Genomic DNA, 19108 nt, shown 5'->3' with positions numbered 1-19108 from the left:
GCGAAAGAATGAAAAAACAACGAAGAATCGCAGGAGTGACGGGGAGATCCCCTCGTTTTCTGATAGCGCCTCTGGTGCTGATGATGATGGCTGCAGGCTGTGAGCCTGTCCGCGCTGACAGTTATTTTAACCCACGCTTTCTGTCTGATGACCCGTCGGCGGTGGCTGACCTGTCGGCATTTGAAAAAGGACTGGAGGCTCCACCGGGACGTTACCGGGTGGATATCTACATCAATGACGGTTACTTCACTACCCGGGATGTGACGTTCAGCGCACCGGCGAAAGGCGGCCACCTGGAGCCGTGCCTGACGCGGGGCCAGATAATGGCGATGGGGGTGAAAACGGCGGCGGTTCCGGGGATAGCTGCCCTGGCTGCGGATGCCTGTGTACCGCTGACGACGCTGATAGCGGATGCATCGACACGCTTTGATGTCGGCCGGCAACGGTTGTATGTCAGCGTTCCCCAGACATTTATGTCCGCCAGCGCGCGGGGCGCCGTACCGCCTGAACTGTGGGATAACGGGATTAATGCCGCCCTGCTGAATTACAGCTTCAATGGCAACACGGTGACCTCACAGGGGACAAACAGCAACTATGCCTACCTGAGCCTGGATGGTGGTTTCAATCTTGGGGCCTGGCGGTTTCGCGACAACAGTACCTGGAATTACAGCAGCGGTGGCAACACCGGGGCGCAGAATAAATGGACGCATGTGAACACTTATGCCGAGCGTGACATTGCGTCCTGGCGCTCGCGGCTGACGCTCGGGGACAGCTACACCCCGGGAGATGTTTTCGATGGGCTGAACTTCCGCGGTGTGCAGATAGCTTCAGACGATAACATGCTGGCAGACAGCCTGCGGGGGTTCGCCCCGGTTATTCATGGTGTCGCCAGGGGAACGGCGCGGGTCAGCATTAAACAAAACGGGTATGAGATTTACCAGACCACCGTACCGCCGGGTCCGTTCACTATCGGTGATCTTTATGCGGCGGGGAACAGCGGTGATTTGCAGGTGACCGTGCAGGAAGCCAATGGCTCCACGCAGGTGTTCAGCGTGCCGTGGTCTTCTGTGCCGGTCCTGCAGCGTGAAGGACGGGTTAAATACGCCGCCACGGTGGGACAGTTCCGCAGCGGTAATCAGCAGCAGGACACACCGACTTTCGCTCAGGGGACAGTACTGTGGGGGTTGAATGATGGCTGGACGGCATATGGCGGCACTCAGTTATCGGATAACTACCGGGCATTTAACCTGGGCGTGGGTAAGAACATGGGGGTGTTCGGGGCCGTGTCAGCGGATATCACGCAGGCGAATGCCACACTCCCGGATGACAGCTCCCGCCAGGGGCAGTCCCTGCGTTTCCTGTACAGCAAGTCGCTGACTGAGCTGGGCACCAACATTCAGCTGGTTGGTTACCGGTATTCGACCCAGGGGTATTTTACCCTGGCAGATACGGCGTACAACCGGATGAGCGGGTATACGGTGGTTACTGAGGATCAGGCCATCCAGGTAGTGCCGAAATATACCGATTATTACAATCTGCGCTACAACAAACGCGGGCGGTTACAGCTGACGCTGTCCCAACAGGTGGGACGTACGGCAACCTTGTATCTGACCGGAAGTCACCAGAGTTACTGGGCGACGGACCGTAACGATGTGCAACTGCAGGCGGGCTACAGCGGCGATGTCTACGGGGTGAACTACACACTGGGCTACGGGGTGTCGAAGTATGCCTGGCAGATGAACGGGGGCTACGACCAGACGCTGTCGCTGAACGTGAACGTGCCGTTCAGTCTGTGGATGCGTTCTGACAGCCGGTCTGTCTTCCGTAACGCCAGTGCCAGTTACAGCATGACGGATGACCTGAAAGGTGGAATGACCAACCAGGCCGGGATTTACGGCACCCTGCTGGAGGGGAACAACCTGAGCTACAGCGTACAGAGCGGGTATGCGAGCGGGGGAAATGCCGGCAGCAGCGGCAGTACCGGGTCAGCGTCGCTAAGTTACCGCGGGGCGTCGGCGAACAGTAATGTGGGCTTCAGCCGGGGCAGCGGCTTTAACCAGCTCTACTATGGCCTGAGTGGCGGGGTGTTGGCGCACGCAGATGGTGTGACGCTGAGTCAGCCGCTGAACGATACCGCCGTGCTGGTGAAGGCGCCGGGGGCGGGGAATGTGGCGCTGGAGAATCAGTCCGGGGTGAAAACGGACTGGCGGGGGTATGCCGTTCTGCCATATGCCTCGGATTATCGCGAGAACCGGATTGCGCTGAATACGAACACGCTGCCGGATAATGTGGACCTGGATGATGCCGTGGCGAATGTGGTACCGACGCACGGGGCGATAGTGCGGGCGGAATTCACGGCGCGGGTGGGGATGAAGGTGCTGATGACGCTGATGCATAACGGGAAACCGGTACCGTTTGGTGCGCTGGTGTCCACGGAGGACGGGAAGAACAGCAGCATCGTGGCGGATGGCGGACAGGTGTACCTGACAGGGCTGGCGCAGGAGGGAACGCTGACGGCGAAATGGAATGACAGTGCAGACGGGCAGTGCCATGTCGCTTACAAACTGCCGGCGGACAGTCAGAAACAGGCCCTGAGTGATGTCACGGCGGAATGCCGGTGAGGAGCAGATCAATGATGAAAAGAACAGTAATGGCGCTGATGCTGCTGTCCCCCATTACCGTCGGGCTGCCGGTGCAGGCGGCTGACAGCACCATCACCATTACCGGTTATGTCCGGGACAACATGTGCCGCGTTGCTGCAGGCTCCCAGAATCAGACCGTGGACCTGATGACGAACTCTGCGAAGCAGCTATTTAAACCCGGAGAGACCACCTGGTACCCGGTACCGTTCAGTATCACCCTGTCACCCTGCGGGGCGGCGGCCACGGGGGTGAAGGTGGGGTTTACGGGGACGGCGGACCCGGATAACGCGACCCTGCTGAAAATTGATGGCGGCAGCGGGGCGGCGGCGGGACTGGGGATCCAGATACTGGATGCGGGTAAAAATCCGCTGGCGATTAACGCCAGCTCCCAGAACCTGAACTGGTCGGCGCTGAGCGGAGGGCAGGCCAACACGCTGAGTTTTTATGCCCGGATGATGGCAACGCAGACGTCGGTGGTGGCCGGTGCGGTCAGTGCAACGGCAAATTTTACACTGGAGTTTCAGTGAGGAGCGGCAGATGAAGAACAATTTAACGGCATCCCGGTGGTGTGGTCTGTTGGGGGCGGCCCTGCTGCTGGCCAGCGGTGTGCCGGCCCGGGCTGCCGACGTGACCATTACTGTGAACGGAAAGGTGGTGGCCCGGCCGTGTACGGTATCGACGACGTCCACCACGGTGGATCTGGGAAATTTATTTACCTTTGATCTGGTTTCTGCCGGTTCGACGTCGGGCTGGCAGTCGGTCAGTCTGGATCTGACGAACTGTCCGGTTGGGACTTCGCAGGTGAAAGCGACGTTCAGCGGGACGGCGGACAGCTCCGGACTTTACTATGCCAACCAGGGCGGGGCGGGAAGCATCGCTCTGCAGCTGGCGGACAATGCCGGAACCAACCTGCCGAATGGGGCGACAAAGCAGCTGGCCGTAAGCTATCCGGCGCAGACAGTGAGTTTTCCGCTGCAGGTACGGGCGATTACGGTGAACGGGAATGCCACGCAGGGGAGTATTCAGGCTGTGGTTAATGTTACCTATACATATTCCTGAAGAAGAGGTGGAATAAATGTTGAATTTGATAAAAAACATCACATTAAGCTCGAAATTATTTTTTTTTATATTTTTATTTATTTTAAGTGCGAAAACCTTTGCATTTTCCTGTATGACATCGGCAGGGCCTATATATGATGGTGGGGGATCGGCTAACGTATATGTTAACCTGTCGCCTCAATTATCATCTGGTCAGGTTTTGGTTGTTAATCTTGGGGATAGTATAAGTTGCAGAAATGACGATCCAGCTAACTTCTGGGATTATGCAAGAATTGAGGCAGGTTCGTCATATTCTGGTGTTTTGAATTCATTTCATGGCACATTGAGTTACTATGGTACTTCATATAATCTTCCACTTTCTTCGCCCACATCTTATTTTCAATATACCTGGGGGCAGTATCAACCATTAAATCTAATGATGTATTTAACCCCGATCGGGAATAATGTATCCGGAACGTCAATTAAACAGGGTGATCTGATTACTGTGTTAAATTTATTTAAGCAAGCATATTATAGCACAGGGAGTGGAGCTGGTCATTCATCAGGTAATACCTCTATGACATGGTATATATATGCAAATAACAATACAGTCGTGCCAACTGGTGGTTGTGACGTTTCATCCAGAAATGTAATTGTTAATTTGCCGGATTATCCTGGTAGTATGACACCAGTTCCTCTCACTGTTAGTTGTTTACAAAGCCAGAAACTTTCTTATTATATTTCAGGTGCAGTTGCGAATACAGGTAATAATATTTTTTCAAACACAGCCAGTTCGTCTTCTGCTCAAGGTGTGGGAATAGAGATCTCCAATGCAAATGGGGTGCTTTCTACTGGCAGTAATGTATCCCTTGGTACTGTCGGAGCATCTGCGGTTGACCTGGGGTTAAAGGCAAACTATGCCCTGACCGGGGGGCAAGTAATAGCTGGTAATGTGCAGTCACTTATTGGTGTGACATTTATTTACCAGTAATGCGTTTTTAAAACTTAAAATTATCATGATATTTCACATTTTTAATGTGCATTCTTTGAAAGCTGTTTAATGAGAAAATTTAAATGCATTCTTATTCTGACGGGGTTTTATGTCATGGTCTGTGTTGTTATTAATTTAATACCGACCCCCGACTCCGCATGCTGAACGGAATGAAATAACTGGTTGTGAGGACTCAATGATGAATAAATTAATACTGGGGATTGCCGTTATTCTGGCCGGGCATACCGGAATGGCCAGTGCATCCGGATTTTATGTTGCTGCAAAAGCCGGGGCCACGCAGGTGCGCTCAACGGAAAATACTCTGTCCAGCTCCATGCTGGCCGGGGGACTGAATAATACCGTCGGGGAGATCGATGTTCCGTCGGCCAACAGAACCAATTTTACCCCTTCTTTTGCAATGGGGTATGAGTTTTCTACCGACTGGGAGCAGCCTGTCCGCCTCGAACTGGCATATCTTGCCGGTGGAGAGGTCAGTCAGAACAGCACGCTGAACACTACCATGACCAGTGGCTGGGTCGATAGTGGCAAATTCATTCAGAACCTGCCCGTATCAGTACAGCGTCAACAGAAGACCCGGGTCAGCACACTGATGCTGAACGGTTATTACGATTACACCACCGGGACGCCATTCACGCCCTATATCACAGGCGGGGTTGGTGTGGCATTGCTGAAAAATGCCGCTTCGCTGAGTCAGTCGTCTGCCGGGCTATCTTTTAGCTCTGACACCTTCAGTCAGAACAACACTCAGATGGCCTGGTCTTTGGGGGCCGGGGTTGCCTGGGCTCTCACGCCTGCTCTGTCGCTTGATGCCGGATATCTGTTCACTAACGCCGGTGATGTCACCACTGAGGGGACGGCCAGTAACGGCATCATCACCTCGACCTGGAAAAGCCACACTCATCTTCAGTTGCACACGCTTCAGTTGGGCCTGCGCTACACCTTCTGATGCTCCTGCTGTCCTGTCTCATTTTTCCTGGCGGGAGAGCGGAGCCGTAAAAAATAACAACAGTGCGGTGATGGAACCGTCACCGCCATCTCTCCGGCGCCACACCAGGGAGCCAGAGAACGGGTCAGGCACCGGGGGAAACCCTACCTGACCACATCGCTGATATCAGTATATACACCAGCGCCGGAGAATACCGGCGGAGAGAACAACATGGTAATAACCCGCATCCCGGTACCGGATATGGTGACGTCATCACTGCTGCTGACCGTTCCGGCCTTTGGCCGGGTCTGGCAGCTTTCGCCGGTCTTCGGACCGATTTTTTCCCCTGACGGTAGCCTGATAGCCCTGGAGATGCTGTCGCGTATCGCCGATCGTGACAGCGGGGTGGCGGCCTCCCCGGAGATGTTTTTTGCCCAGATCCCCCTGACGGAACAACGACGCATCCTGGTCTGGCAGCTTGAAGTCCTGACGCTGCTGGCCCCCTGGTGTGCCACCCGACGCCTGTCGGTCAGCCTTAATGTCTCTCGTACTCTGGCTCTGCGGATCCTTGCCGATCCGGATGTATCGGAGTCGGCCAGTCTGCTTGCGCCCTGGCTGCGCCTGGAGGTCAGCGAACGCTTCCTCAGTCCGGATAACCGGCCGGAGCAGGACCCGCTTCTGTCAGCCCTACAGCCGCTGGCGCCGCTGTGGCTGGATGACTTTGGGGCTGGAACCACGGGACTCACCTGGCTGTTGTCCGGGGTGTTTGAGGGCGTGAAGCTCGACCGGCACCTGTTCCGGGACCTGACCGCCTTGTCGGAGGGGCCCTCGTTTCTATGCTCACTTGCCACTCTTGTGCGTGCTCAGGGAGCACAGCTTATCGCTGAGGGCGTTGAGACTCAGGAACTGCTGGAGGTTGTGGCCTGCTCGGGACTTGATGCCTGCCAGGGATGGCTGTGGCCTGAGGTGGCGGCGGCGCAGCTGGCCGACCTGCCGGATCATCTGCCCTCACTGACGGAGCATAACCGATGAGATCTTTTTTTATCTGGCTGATACCTCTCTTGCTGCCACTGCTGGCGATCCTCCAGTCTGGGGGCGGGTATAACAGGCCGACACCGCGTACGGACCGGCCGCTGACGGTGATGTTCATGGTGCCTGCCCGCCACATTCTGGTGCAGATCAGTACCGGCCCCCAGGACCAGGTCTATTCCCTTAATCCGAAGGACGGAAACAGTCCGCTGGACTGGTATGCCCTGCAACCACCGGGCTATGGGGGACGGCATGCCTGAACCTCTTCTGGCTTTTGACCGGACTCTGGTGATGGACAGTCTGGCCCTGACCGGAATGGTGCTGTGCGATCTGGCTGACGAGGCGGCAGGACGACCCTGCAGCGAACTGCTGCCCAGTCTGAGTGCCCTGTACGAACGGCTGGTGGCGTTGCGCGCCAGTCAGCCGGAGGCCCGGGTGCTGATTATCACTGAACTGCTGGATCAGCAGAGCAGTCTGCAGGAAGGGATAGCGATGCTGGATGCACTGCAGGGGCTGTGCCAGGGGGGGCGCTGTCGGGTGATGGTGTGCACGGCGCAGACCGACCCGCTTCTGCTGAAGGCGGTCGTGAACCGCAGTCCGTCAGTCGTGGTTCTGCGCCAGGAATCGCTGGGCGTACTACGGCAGGCTCTGCGGATGGCAGGGGGCGCGTGGCCGGATACCGTCATGAGTCCGGCCGTGACCGAGGGGCTGATGCTGACCCGCGAGGTGAATCTGACGCCACATGAGCTGGAGTGTCTGGTGACACAGGCAGACGGTCTGGGACTGAAGACATCGGCGAAAGTGATGAATATCAGTTACAGGACGGTGGCGGCTTACCGGCAAAACCTGTCGAAGCGGTCAGACCAGGGGCGGCAGATGACGTTTTCATGGTGCATTGCGCAAATGCAGAAACCAGGGGGACCCCGCTGCGGGTATGAAATCCTGGATCTGAAAAAGAAGATCAAAGATGAAAGAACAAGATAAAAGAGCGAGGAGAGGTGGGATGGGACTGTCATTCAGGGGAAAAGTGTGGCTGGCGTGCGCGATGTTCTGCGTGGTGTTCTGGTATGGCGTTGGATGTTTACTGTACCGGTTGTTGCTGTAGGGGGACCGGGGTGAAGAGTGAAAATGAGTCCGGCTCTTTTCCAGAATGGGGGTTAGCGCTGCTGCACAAGGCGATATGGTGCGCGTGGTGTGGTTTTGCCGTGTGGTTTTTCTGGCGGCTGTGGGGGTGAGGTCAGCGTATGAGAGAGAAGGCAGAATTACCGGGCAGGATGGAGCTGGTTCGTAAACTGCGGCGTATTCACAGTAAGGAAACGCTGGAATTAGTGGTGGCACACATGGAAGAGAAACTGCCGTCGGGCCAGCGGGAGGTCCTGCGATCGGCCGCCGACCACCGACGGGCGGAGTTAGTCACGGGGCAGTTTTTTGACCGTGTGCCGTCTTATGTCTGGCGCTATGTGCGCTGAGATGCCATATCGTTCTGGGAAAGGAATCTCAGGAAATAAATATCCGGGTAAAAATTGCGACGGGGATGGCTGCTGGCGCCGGTGGCTGGCTATCTCTGAGGGCAGACATAGATGATCACTCCCGCTGTTATTACGGCAATGGCCTAGACGCCGCGAATGGGAGAGTCGTAGTCTCGTCGTCATTACGTTTCCATAAATGGAATCCTTATTATCAATAATGTCTATTTACTTACCTTGCTGCTTACATAAAATAGAATCCCTTATATTTTGAAGTGAACTAAGAAAATAATAAATCAATGCCGGGTATTAATATGAAAAAAGAAAATATCTCACAGAGCATGAAATAAACTTACTTTTAGATTCTGCAAATAAGGGCATGAATGCAGAGAGGAACTACTGTATGATTTTGATGGCATATCGCCATGGGTTCAGAATAAGTGAACTTCTTGCTCTCACGATGGCGGATGTTGATATACAATCAGGAGTTATTTATGTAAAAAGACTTAAAAATGGTTTTTCAGTATATCATCCGTTGTCAGAAGATGAATGTCATGCTTTAAGTAAATGGTTAAGTTTGAAAAAAATGACATCCACCAGCGTGACATCTGAGGCCATATTTACGACTTCCTCAGGGGCAGCAATCTCGCGTTCGCAGGCCTGGAAAATTATATCTAAATGTGGCGTTGAAAGTAACATAGGTTTCAGAGTTCATCCTCATATGTTACGTCATTCATGTGGATATAAACTTGCTGAACGTGGAACTGATACCAGATTGATTCAGGATTATTTAGGGCACCGGAATATTCGACATACGGTACTCTATACTAAAAGCAACTTTAATCGATTTACCGGGTTGTGGGGGAGTGCTACCACGCCCCCTATAGCTGTGTAAGAGGGCTCAGTGACTATTGAGGATTACACTAAGCTGGCTATTAATATAATCCAGGAAAAGACGAGCGCTTTTTGAAATATTTCTGGTTCCTGTAATGATATATACAGGTAAAGGCTTAAAAGACCACTCTTCCAGAATGGGGACGATAGCCCTGGAGCTCAGCTCTCGGTGAATGACTTCAGGCGTCAAAACAGCAATTCCGCCATTATTCTCCGAGAGTTTTAGCATCATGGATATATTGTTTGCAGAGTAAATGCCAGAGACATTGATTCGGGTAATATCATTTCCTCTGAACAAAACCCATTTTTCCGGCTCTTTCATGTATGAAGGCAGAATGCATTGATGGTGAATAAGATCATCCGGATGTTCAGGGGTTTTATATTGTCTCAGATAAGCAGGGGAGGCATATAGTTTGCGACATAGAAAACCGACAGGCCTGGCGATAAGAGACATATCACTAATGTCACCGATGCGAATGCATATATCTATTTGCCTTTCAGTGATATTGACTTTGACAGGGGTGGTGTCGAAAATAAATCTGATGTTGGGATAGGAGGTGGAAAATCTATTCATAAGCGGGGATATAAAATATATACCAAAATCCACCGGTAAAGAAACGCGTAATACCCCGGAAAGAGAATTGTGTGAGTCCTTCATCTCTCGTTCCAGATCTGTCGCGTTTTTAATAATAGCATCCGCGTACTTAAGATAGTGTCTGCCAATTTCAGTCAGAACTATTCCTCGAGATGTTCTGGTGAATAGCTGGATATTAACCCTTTTTTCCAGGGCTGAGATCCTTCTTGATAATGTTGCAACTGGAATACCCGATTCAATACTTGCTGCGGTTATACTTGATGACCTCCCTGTAATCACAAAGTAAATTAAATCCTGTAGGTTTGGTATCGATTTATCCATTAGTGTCTATCTCGATGTAAAAGCATTACATACCAGTCTCAGGTACAAGATATATATCCCTTGCCGGAAAGTTTACGGTGAACAGACAAATAGTATATGAATGCTTCATCGAGAGTATTTATCTATTGCCAGCATTATCTATACTCTCACTCTATTCCCGGTATCACATCTGCCAGTGACTTGAACCCGTAAACGTTCAGACACGCGTCGCGAAAACGGTCATTAAACGACCCGAACGGGGCATTATCTGCTGGTTTACGGACCATGAGAAGCCTACGTCATGCTATTTTTATCTGTCGGTTATAAAGTTCTCCGCCTGTCCGCAATCATTCTGGGCTTCGCGGATTTGGCCATTATTGATGCTTCATCACTACCATCTTCTTCACCCAATGCTCTGGCTCCAATGGGTTATCTGACATTCCTGACGACATCAGCGGTTACAGAAAACGACAGGACACTCCTCCAGTTCGTTTCCCGGGTTTAAGTCAGAAACGCGTCTGACGGGTCAAGAAAACAAAAAAGGCCCGCATGCGCGAGCCTTCTTCTGAACATGGGCCGATTACAGGCTGGACACGTTCTCGGTCAGGTATTTAGCCACGCCTTCCGGAGAAGCGGCCATACCTTCTTTTCCTTTTTCCCACTGCGCCGGGCAAACTTCGCCGTGCTCTTCGTGGAACTGCAGCGCGTCAACCATACGCAGCATTTCGTCGATGTTACGACCCAGCGGCAGGTCGTTAACCACCTGGTGGCGAACCACGCCGTTAGCATCGATCAGGAAGGAGCCGCGCAGCGCCACGCCTTCGTCCGGGTGTTCGATACCGTAGGCTTTCTGGATTTCACGTTTGATGTCAGCAACCATCGCGTATTTAACCGGACCGATACCGCCCTGGTCTACCGGGGTGTTACGCCATGCGTTGTGAACGAATTCAGAGTCGAAGGAGACGCCAACCACTTCTACGCCGCGCTTCTGGAATTCTTCGTAACGTTTGTCAAAAGCGATCAGCTCAGACGGGCACACGAAGGTGAAGTCCATCGGCCAGAAGAACAGGACGGTCGCTTTACCGTTGGTGTGTTGTTTGAAGTTGAATTTCTCAACGATTTCACCGTTACCTAAAACAGCTGCAGCGGTAAAATCCGGAGCCTGACGAGTGACCAGAACCATATGATTCTCCTGTTAATAATAAGGTTAATTGGAACGCAACGCGGGCAAGTATAGGGACTGGTTCATGCGAACTCAACGTGACGTTGACAATCAATGAGATAGGTTTTGCCTATCAATTTATGTCGGGAAATGGTGTTCAGAATAGCCTTTCTGTGAGAAAGCGCAATCTTTATAGTTCGTGCCTGGTGGCCTGCGCCATCATGCGCGGATAAAACTGCCAGAACTGCTGCTCGAGTTTATCGTAGTGGGTATCCAGATCCTGCCAGGAGTCGCGCAGGGCATCAAGGCGCGGACGACGGCTGGCCATACCGTTGAGGACGCTCTGAATAAAGTCCATATCCTCATAGCGTTCAAGCCAGCGCTCCGACCACAAATAGGCATTGAGATTGACGAAGCGCGGCGGCGAATCGGCTAATACCGGCGTGACCTGTGCCTGGGCATAGCGGACAAACTCGTTGAGCGGCATATCGGGTGAAATGCGTGCCCAGTGGTGCGACAGGAAGTGATCCCACATGACATCCAGCGTAATGGGCGCCACGCGGCGGGTCTGCGGGCGAAACCAGTCGCGCGCTTCTTTTACCTCCGGCAGATTATCGGTCATGACGTCGATACGCCGGTGCATAAAAATGCCGTCGACAATGTCGGCCGGATAGTCCGCCTGGGGATTGCCGCGAACGAAATCTGCCAGAAGATTGCCGGGCAGGGAACTGTCGGCGAGATGGGCTAAATGCAGGTGTGCGAGAAAATTCATAGACCTTTTATCCTTCAAACTGCCTCTTTGTTGGCTAAGCTACCCGGCCCATCTTTGAGCCTCGCCCTCACGGGCCGCCACTCCGCAGCGTTCAAATCTGTTCCTGACGAATTTGTCATTCAACTGCCGCGTCGATGCATCTTGAATGGTTTTGTGTATAGATTATGTTATTCATCCAGAGGGGTAAAGGTTGCAGGGAGGACGCCCCGGCACTAGACTACCCGCCTCTTTATTTCGTCTGAGCCATCGTCATGCGCGTTACCGATTTTTCCTTTGAACTACCCGAATCCCTGATAGCCCACTACCCGCAGCCTGAGCGCAGTCGCTGTCGCCTGCTGTCGTTAGACGGTCCGACGGGAGCGCTGACGCATGGAACTTTCACTGACCTACTCGACAAACTTAACCCGGGCGATCTGCTGGTCTTTAACAATACCCGGGTGATCCCGGCGCGCCTGTTTGGCCGTAAAGCCAGCGGCGGCAAGATTGAAGTGCTGGTCGAGCGCATGCTGGATGACAAACGCATTCTGGCGCACATTCGCGCGTCTAAAGCGCCGAAGCCGGGAGCGGAGCTGCTGCTGGGCGATGATGAAAGCATCAACGCCACGATGGTGGCACGTCACGACGCGCTGTTTGAAGTCGAATTTAACGATGAACGTCCGGTACTGGAGATCCTTAACAGCATCGGCCATATGCCGCTGCCGCCGTATATCGATCGTCCGGACGAAGACGCCGACCGCGAACTGTATCAAACCGTCTACAGCACCAGGCCGGGGGCGGTGGCCGCGCCGACCGCGGGCCTGCACTTTGACGATATGATGCTGGAGAAGCTGCGCGAGAAAGGGATTGAAATGGCGTTTGTGACGCTGCACGTTGGCGCGGGGACGTTCCAGCCGGTGCGCGTGGAGACCATTGAAGATCACATCATGCACTCCGAGTACGCCGAAGTGCCGCAGGAGGTTGTTGATGCGGTGCTGGCGGCGAAAGCGCGCGGCAACCGGGTCATCGCGGTGGGCACCACCTCCGTCCGTTCGCTGGAGAGCGCGGCGCAGGCGGCGAAAAAAGACCTGATTGAGCCGTTTTTCGGCGACACACAGATTTTTATCTATCAGGGATATCAGTACAAAGCGGTTGATGCGCTGGTGACCAACTTCCATCTCCCTGAATCGACTCTGATTATGCTGGTTTCAGCCTTTGCCGGCTATCAGCACACCATGAATGCCTACAAGGCTGCGGTAGAACAAAAATATCGCTTTTTTAGCTACGGGGACGCGATGTTTATCACGTACAATCCGCAGGCTATTTTTGAGCGTGTCGGGGAATAACGCCGCGACATGAGTATTTAACGTCAGACTGTTTTTCTGACGCAGGAGTTAACATGAAATTTGAACTGGATACCACCGACGGACGCGCTCGCCGCGGCCGCCTGGTGTTTGATCGCGGCGTGGTTGAAACGCCAGCCTTTATGCCCGTTGGGACCTACGGCACCGTAAAAGGGATGACGCCGGAAGAAGTGGAAGCCACCGGCGCGCAAATTATCCTCGGCAACACCTTCCACCTGTGGCTGCGCCCGGGTCAGGAAATCATGAAGCTGCACGGCGACCTGCATGATTTTATGCAGTGGAAAGGACCCATCCTGACCGATTCCGGCGGCTTCCAGGTGTTCAGCCTCGGCGATATCCGTAAAATTACCGAGCAGGGCGTCCACTTCCGTAACCCGATCAACGGCGATCCTATCTTCCTCGATCCGGAAAAATCGATGGAGATTCAGTACGATCTCGGTTCCGATATCGTGATGATCTTCGACGAATGTACGCCGTACCCGGCGGACTGGGATTACGCTAAGCGCTCGATGGAAATGTCTCTGCGCTGGGCCAAGCGCAGCCGCGACCGTTTTGATGGTCTGGGTAACAAAAACGCGCTGTTTGGCATTATCCAGGGCAGTGTTTACGAAGATTTACGTGATATCTCCGTTAAAGGTCTGGTAGATATCGGTTTTGATGGCTACGCTGTCGGCGGTTTGGCTGTCGGTGAGCCGAAGGAAGACATGCACCGTATCCTGGAGCACGTTTGCCCGCAGATCCCGGCCGACAAACCACGCTATCTGATGGGCGTCGGCAAGCCAGAAGATCTGGTTGAAGGGGTGCGTCGCGGTATCGACATGTTCGACTGCGTCATGCCAACGCGCAACGCGCGTAACGGCCACCTGTTCGTCACCGATGGCGTGGTGAAGATTCGTAATGCGAAGCATAAAAGTGACACCGCGCCGCTGGATGCCGAGTGTGATTGCTATACATGTCGCAATTATTCACGCGCTTACTTGCATCATCTCGATCGTTGCAACGAAATATTGGGCGCGCGCCTCAATACCATTCATAACCTTCGCTACTATCAGCGTTTAATGGCTGGTTTACGTAAGGCTATCGAAGAGGGTAAATTAGAGAGCTTCGTGACCGATTTTTACCAACGTCAGGGGCGACCTGTTCCTCCTTTGAACGTTGATTAATTTTAATAATGAGGGAATTTGAATGAGCTTTTTTATTTCTGATGCGGTAGCAGCAACCGGTGGCGCGGCGCAGGGTAGCCCGATGTCTCTGATTCTGATGCTGGTGGTGTTCGGTCTGATTTTCTACTTCATGATCCTGCGCCCACAGCAGAAGCGCACCAAAGAACATAAAAACCTGATGAACTCTATCGCCAAAGGCGATGAAGTGCTGACGAATGGCGGCCTGGTGGGTCGCGTCACGAAAGTTGCTGAAAGCGGATACATTGCTATCGCGCTGAACGACACCACTGAAGTGGTTATCAAACGTGACTTCGTAGCTGCCGTTCTGCCGAAAGGCACCATGAAGGCACTGTAATCCACTTTTCCCTAAGGGAACTGCCGTGTTAAACCGTTATCCTTTGTGGAAGTACATCATGCTGGTCGTCGTGATTATCGTCGGCCTGATGTATGCGCTCCCCAACCTGTATGGTGAGGATCCGGCCGTTCAAATCACTGGCGCGCGCGGTGTCGCCGCCAGTGAGCAAACGCTGATCCAGGTCCAGAAAACGTTACAAGAAGAAAAAATTACCGCTAAGTCTGTGGCACTGGAAGAGGGCGCAATCCTTGCGCGCTTCGATACCACCGATGTCCAGCTGCGCGCACGTGAAGTGCTGGTGGACGCGTTAGGTGATAAATACGTCGTGGCGCTGAACTTAGCTCCGGCGACGCCTCGCTGGTTAGCGGCTATCCATGCCGAGCCGATGAAGCTGGGTCTTGACCTGCGCGGCGGCGTACACTTCCTGATGGAAGTGGATATGGACACCGCGCTGGGCAAACTGCAGGAACAAAATATCGACAGCCTGCGCAGCGAACTGCGTGAAAAAGGCATCCCTTACGCTACCGTGCGTAAGGAAGACAATTATGGTCTGAGCATCGCTTTTCGCGATAGCGCAGCGCGCGATCAGGCCATCTCCTGGCTGAGCCCGCGTCACCGCGATCTGGTTATCTCCACGCAGGGCGCTACCGGCCTGAAAGCGGTGATGACCGATGACCGCCTGAAAGAAGCTCGCGAATACGCCGTACAGCAGAACATCAACATTCTGCGTAACCGTGTGAACCAACTGGGTGTTGCCGAGCCGCTGGTACAGCGTCAGGGCGCCGACCGTATCGTGGTTGAACTGCCGGGTATTCAGGATACCGCGCGGGCGAAAGAAATTCTGGGCGCCACGGCGACGCTGGAATTCCGTCTGGTGAACAGCAACGTTGACAGCGCCGCTGCCGCTTCTGGCCGTGTCCCTGGCGACTCGGAAGTGAAATATACTCGCGAAGGTCGGCCGGTTGTGCTGTACAAGCGCGTGATTCTGACCGGTGACCATATCACCGACTCCACTTCCAGCATGGATGAGTTCAACCAGCCGCAGGTTAACATCTCGCTGGACAGCGCCGGTGGTAACATCATGTCTAACTTCACCAAGGACAACATCGGCAAACCGATGGCGACCCTGTTCGTGGAGTACAAAGACAGCGGTAAGAAAGATGCCAACGGTCGTGCGATTCTGGCGAAAGAGGAAGAGGTGATTAACATCGCCAATATCCAGTCTCGCCTGGGCAACAGCTTCCGTATTACCGGTATCAGCAACCCGAATGAAGCGCGTCAGCTCTCTCTGCTGCTGCGTGCGGGGGCGCTGATTGCGCCGATTCAGATCGTTGAAGAACGTACTATCGGCCCGACTCTGGGTATGCAGAACATCAAACAGGGTCTGGAAGCGTGTCTGGCCGGTCTGGTGGTGTCTATCCTGTTCATGATTTTCTTCTACAAGAAATTCGGTCTGATCGCGACCTCTGCGCTGGTGGCTAACCTGGTCCTGATCGTCGGTATCATGTCCCTGCTGCCTGGGGCTACGCTGAGTATGCCGGGGATTGCGGGTATCGTGTTAACCCTTGCGGTAGCGGTCGATGCTAACGTACTGATCAACGAACGTATTAAAGAAGAGTTGAGCAACGGACGTTCCGTTCAGCAGGCGATTGATGAAGGTTACCGGGGTGCATTCAGCTCGATCTTCGATGCGAACATTACGACGTTGATCAAAGTTATCATCCTGTACGCGGTCGGTACCGGTGCAATTAAAGGGTTTGCGATTACCACCGGTATCGGTGTGGCAACCTCGATGTTTACCGCTATCGTCGGCACCCGTGCCATCGTGAACCTGCTGTACGGCGGCAAGCGCGTTAAAAAGCTGTCTATCTGAGGAGTGCGTTGTGGCACAGGAATATACTGTTGAACAATTGAACCACGGCCGTAAAGTCTATGACTTTATGCGCTGGGACTACTGGGCTTTCGGCATTTCAGGTTTTCTGCTGATTGCCGCCATTGTCGTGATGGGCGTGCGCGGATTTAACTGGGGTCTGGATTTCACCGGCGGTACGGTGATTGAAATCACCCTCGAAAAACCGGCCGAACTGGACCAGATGCGTCAGGCGCTGCAGAAGGCGGGCTTTGAAGAGCCGCAGGTGCAGAACTTCGGCAGCAGCCGCGACATCATGGTGCGTATGCCACCGGTGCATGATGTCAACGTCAGTCAGGAGTTGGGCAGCAAGGTCGTTAGCGTGATTAACGCATCGACCAGCCAGGACGCGACGGTTAAGCGTATCGAGTTCGTGGGGCCGAGCGTCGGGGCTGACCTGGCACAAAGCGGCGCGCTGGCGCTGCTGGCGGCGTTAATCTGTATCCTGGTGTACGTTGGTTTCCGTTTCGAGTGGCGTCTTGCCGCCGGGGTGGTTATCGCGCTGGCGCACGACGTGGTCATTACGATGGGCATCCTCTCGCTGTTCCATATCGAGATTGACCTGACCATCGTCGCTTCGCTGATGTCGGTTATCGGCTACTCGCTGAACGACAGCATCGTGGTATCTGACCGTATCCGTGAAAACTTCCGTAAGATCCGCCGCGGTACGCCGTATGAGATCTTCAACGTGTCGTTGACCCAGACGCTGCATCGTACCTTGATCACCTCCGGAACCACGTTGGTGGTGATCCTGATGCTGTATCTCTTTGGTGGCCCGGTTCTGGAAGGCTTCTCGCTGACCATGCTGATCGGTGTCTCTATCGGTACGGCCTCGTCTATCTACGTTGCGTCCGCACTGGCGCTGAAGCTGGGCATGAAGCGTGAGCATATGCTGCAGCAGAAAGTAGAAAAAGAAGGGGCGGATCAGCCGTCCATTCTGCCGTAAGGCAGTCCCGTTCTGATAACGCAATCCCGGTCGCAAGGCCGGGATTTTTTTATTACAGCCCGGCCAAATTTCGCTACTCTCCACTCTTAGCGCTTAATGAGATGGAGATCCCCCATGGCCGCCATAGTCCTTTCTGCCGTCGCCCAACCGACCGTCTGGCACGATGTGCCTTCCGCTACGCTCAGTGATGAAACGCTACGCCAGCGTAAAGCCAGGGTGCTTGCGCAAATGCGCCAGCATGGCTACGACACGCTGATCGTGTATGCCGATAAAGAGCACGGCGGAAACTTCGAATATCTCACCGGCTTTATCCCGCGGTTTGAAGAAGCCTTGCTGGTATTGCATCGCGAAGGGGAGGCGGTGCTGGTGCTGGGCAATGAAAATCTCAAGCTGGCGGCCTTTGCTCGCCTGGAAAACCGGGCGATCCATGCGCCGTGGTTCTCGTTGCCGAATCAGCCGATGAGCAATGAAAAAAGTCTGCCGCAGCTGCTGCAGGATGCCGGTATCAGCCGCGGGAAAAGTCTGGGCCTGGTGGGCTGGAAGCTGTTTACCGGCAGCGCTGACGACCGTTCACAGATGTTCGATCTGCCCGCTTTTATCGTGGACGCGATTCGCCAGGCCGCCGGACAGCAGGCGGTGGTGCTCAATGCCACGGCATTATTTATCGCTCCGGATGGCGGAGTGAGAACGGTCAATTCTGCCAATGAGCTGGCCCACTATGAATATGGCGCCAACCTGGCGTCGACGGCGATCCTCACGGCGTTGAATGCCATCGAGCCGGGAAAAACGGAAAAACAGATCGGCGCGCTGCTGGCGGCAGATGGCCAGCCCAACAGCGTGGTGATGATTGCCGCCACCGGCGATCGCTTCGCCGATGCCCGTCTCTATCCTGACGATAAGGTTATCCGTCGCGGCGATAAATTTTCGCTCACCACTGGGTTTAAAGGCGGCTTAAGCAGTCGGGCCGCCTACGTGGTCAGCGATGAGACGGAGCTGGCGCCGGAGGTGGCGGACTACCTTGATGTGGTGGCGAAACCCTATTTCCGGGCGGTGGTCAGCTGGCTGGAGCATCTGCGTATCGGTATGCCCGGTGGCGAGATGTACGCCCTGATCGAGCGGGTTCTGCCGAAGGCGGAGTATCATTGGCATCTTAATCCAGGGCATCTGGTGGCTGATGAAGAGTGGCTCTGTTCGCCGATCGGGCCGAACGCCGACGCCTGTTTGCGAAGCGGGATGATCCTGCAAATCGACATTATTCCTTCGCGAGCGGGTTACGCCGGTGTCAGCATTGAAGACACCGTGGCGCTGGCGGACGAGTCTCTGCGCCACGAGCTGGCGCAGGCGTATCCGGAGCTCTGGCAGCGTATCGTCACCCGACATCGCTATATCCGGGAACGACTGGGGATTGCGCTACCGGAGGAGGTGCTGCCGTTGTCGAACACCGTCGGCTATCTCCGCCCCTGGCTGCTTGATAAGCAGCGGGCTCTGGTTTGCACGGCGGGTTAATCGCCAGCGGCAAACGGTGTGGCCGCAGGGATGCCGATCCCTACTGACAGTACG

At 54.2% G+C, this 19108-nt stretch carries 20 protein-coding genes; 16 read left to right on the top strand and 4 right to left on the bottom strand.

What is annotated here, in order from left to right:
• The first annotated feature begins 8 nt into the window (after positions 1–8).
• The 10 genes from Electrica_RS19725 (at position 9) to Electrica_RS19685 (ending at position 9007) form a co-directional block, all read left to right on the top strand.
• Positions 9–2621: a fimbrial biogenesis usher protein gene (locus tag Electrica_RS19725; protein WP_100683088.1), complete on the top strand. Its 2613-nt coding sequence runs from the start codon at positions 9–11 to the stop codon at positions 2619–2621.
• An 11-nt stretch (positions 2622–2632) separates the two neighbouring features.
• Entirely contained in the window at positions 2633–3169 is a 537-nt protein-coding gene (gene fimF / locus Electrica_RS19720) for a type 1 fimbrial adaptor subunit FimF (protein WP_407081240.1), read from the top strand.
• A 10-nt stretch (positions 3170–3179) separates the two neighbouring features.
• Complete coding sequence (gene fimG, locus Electrica_RS19715; RefSeq protein ID WP_100683089.1) at positions 3180–3701, top strand: type 1 fimbrial minor subunit FimG; 522 nt, start codon at positions 3180–3182, stop codon at positions 3699–3701.
• 16 nt (positions 3702–3717) lie between these two features.
• The gene (locus Electrica_RS19710) at positions 3718–4671 is read left to right on the top strand and encodes a fimbrial protein (protein WP_141965231.1); all 954 of its coding nucleotides are present in this window, start codon (positions 3718–3720) and stop codon (positions 4669–4671) included.
• A 196-nt stretch (positions 4672–4867) separates the two neighbouring features.
• Positions 4868–5638, top strand: coding sequence for an outer membrane protein (locus tag Electrica_RS19705; RefSeq protein WP_100683091.1), 771 nt, complete (start codon positions 4868–4870; stop codon positions 5636–5638).
• Positions 5639–5848: 210 nt separating this feature from the next.
• Positions 5849–6649, top strand: a complete 801-nt coding sequence (locus Electrica_RS19700; protein WP_141965230.1) for an EAL domain-containing protein — start codon at positions 5849–5851, stop codon at positions 6647–6649.
• Positions 6646–6906 (top strand): hypothetical protein, encoded by a 261-nt coding sequence (locus Electrica_RS28485; protein ID WP_160702197.1) that lies wholly within the window; start codon positions 6646–6648, stop codon positions 6904–6906. The genes Electrica_RS19700 and Electrica_RS28485 overlap by 4 nt, the downstream gene beginning before the upstream one ends.
• On the top strand, positions 6899–7630 hold the full coding sequence (locus Electrica_RS19695; RefSeq protein ID WP_167686250.1) for a LuxR C-terminal-related transcriptional regulator: 732 nt from the start codon (positions 6899–6901) through the stop codon (positions 7628–7630). The genes Electrica_RS28485 and Electrica_RS19695 overlap by 8 nt, the downstream gene beginning before the upstream one ends.
• Positions 7631–7890: 260 nt before the next feature.
• On the top strand, positions 7891–8115 hold the full coding sequence (locus Electrica_RS19690; protein WP_131047472.1) for an Hha/YmoA family nucleoid-associated regulatory protein: 225 nt from the start codon (positions 7891–7893) through the stop codon (positions 8113–8115).
• Positions 8116–8458: 343 nt separating this feature from the next.
• Entirely contained in the window at positions 8459–9007 is a 549-nt protein-coding gene (locus Electrica_RS19685; protein WP_141965228.1) for a tyrosine-type DNA invertase, read from the top strand.
• Positions 9008–9013: 6 nt separating this feature from the next.
• Here Electrica_RS19685 and Electrica_RS19680 read toward each other — a convergent pair whose 3' ends face one another.
• The 4 genes from Electrica_RS19680 to acpH form a co-directional block, all read right to left on the bottom strand.
• Entirely contained in the window at positions 9014–9922 is a 909-nt protein-coding gene (locus Electrica_RS19680; protein ID WP_141965227.1) for a LysR family transcriptional regulator, read from the bottom strand.
• A gap of 146 nt (positions 9923–10068) precedes the next feature.
• A complete protein-coding gene (locus Electrica_RS29375) occupies positions 10069–10188 on the bottom strand; it encodes an integrase core domain-containing protein (protein ID WP_117433772.1) in 120 nt (39 codons plus the stop codon).
• Between the two features lie 293 nt (positions 10189–10481).
• Positions 10482–11084 (bottom strand): peroxiredoxin, encoded by a 603-nt coding sequence (locus Electrica_RS19670; protein WP_004858569.1) that lies wholly within the window; start codon positions 11082–11084, stop codon positions 10482–10484.
• Positions 11085–11253: 169 nt separating this feature from the next.
• The gene (acpH, locus tag Electrica_RS19665; protein WP_141965226.1) at positions 11254–11835 is read right to left on the bottom strand and encodes an ACP phosphodiesterase; all 582 of its coding nucleotides are present in this window, start codon (positions 11833–11835) and stop codon (positions 11254–11256) included.
• A 251-nt stretch (positions 11836–12086) separates the two neighbouring features.
• Between acpH and queA the strand changes: the two genes are divergently transcribed.
• From queA to Electrica_RS19635, 6 genes are all read left to right on the top strand, one after another.
• Positions 12087–13157: a tRNA preQ1(34) S-adenosylmethionine ribosyltransferase-isomerase QueA gene (gene queA / locus Electrica_RS19660; protein WP_131047477.1), complete on the top strand. Its 1071-nt coding sequence runs from the start codon at positions 12087–12089 to the stop codon at positions 13155–13157.
• Between the two features lie 53 nt (positions 13158–13210).
• Positions 13211–14338, top strand: a complete 1128-nt coding sequence (tgt, locus tag Electrica_RS19655; protein WP_100683099.1) for a tRNA guanosine(34) transglycosylase Tgt — start codon at positions 13211–13213, stop codon at positions 14336–14338.
• A gap of 22 nt (positions 14339–14360) precedes the next feature.
• Positions 14361–14693, top strand: a complete 333-nt coding sequence (gene yajC / locus Electrica_RS19650) for a preprotein translocase subunit YajC (protein ID WP_004099423.1) — start codon at positions 14361–14363, stop codon at positions 14691–14693.
• 25 nt (positions 14694–14718) lie between these two features.
• Positions 14719–16566 carry a protein translocase subunit SecD gene (secD, locus tag Electrica_RS19645; protein WP_100683100.1) on the top strand — a complete coding sequence of 616 codons (1848 nt, stop codon included), beginning with the start codon at positions 14719–14721 and terminating at the stop codon, positions 16564–16566.
• 10 nt (positions 16567–16576) lie between these two features.
• Positions 16577–17548, top strand: a complete 972-nt coding sequence (gene secF, locus Electrica_RS19640) for a protein translocase subunit SecF (protein ID WP_100683101.1) — start codon at positions 16577–16579, stop codon at positions 17546–17548.
• A gap of 114 nt (positions 17549–17662) precedes the next feature.
• Entirely contained in the window at positions 17663–19054 is a 1392-nt protein-coding gene (locus Electrica_RS19635) for a M24 family metallopeptidase (RefSeq protein ID WP_141965225.1), read from the top strand.
• The last annotated feature ends 54 nt before the right edge of the window (positions 19055–19108 follow it).

The sequence above is a fragment of the Klebsiella electrica genome (genome assembly GCF_006711645.1).
Lineage (GTDB): Bacteria > Pseudomonadota > Gammaproteobacteria > Enterobacterales > Enterobacteriaceae > Klebsiella > Klebsiella electrica.
The sequence above is the reverse complement of the archived record's forward strand: the minus strand, read 5'-3'. Positions and strand labels throughout refer to the sequence as shown.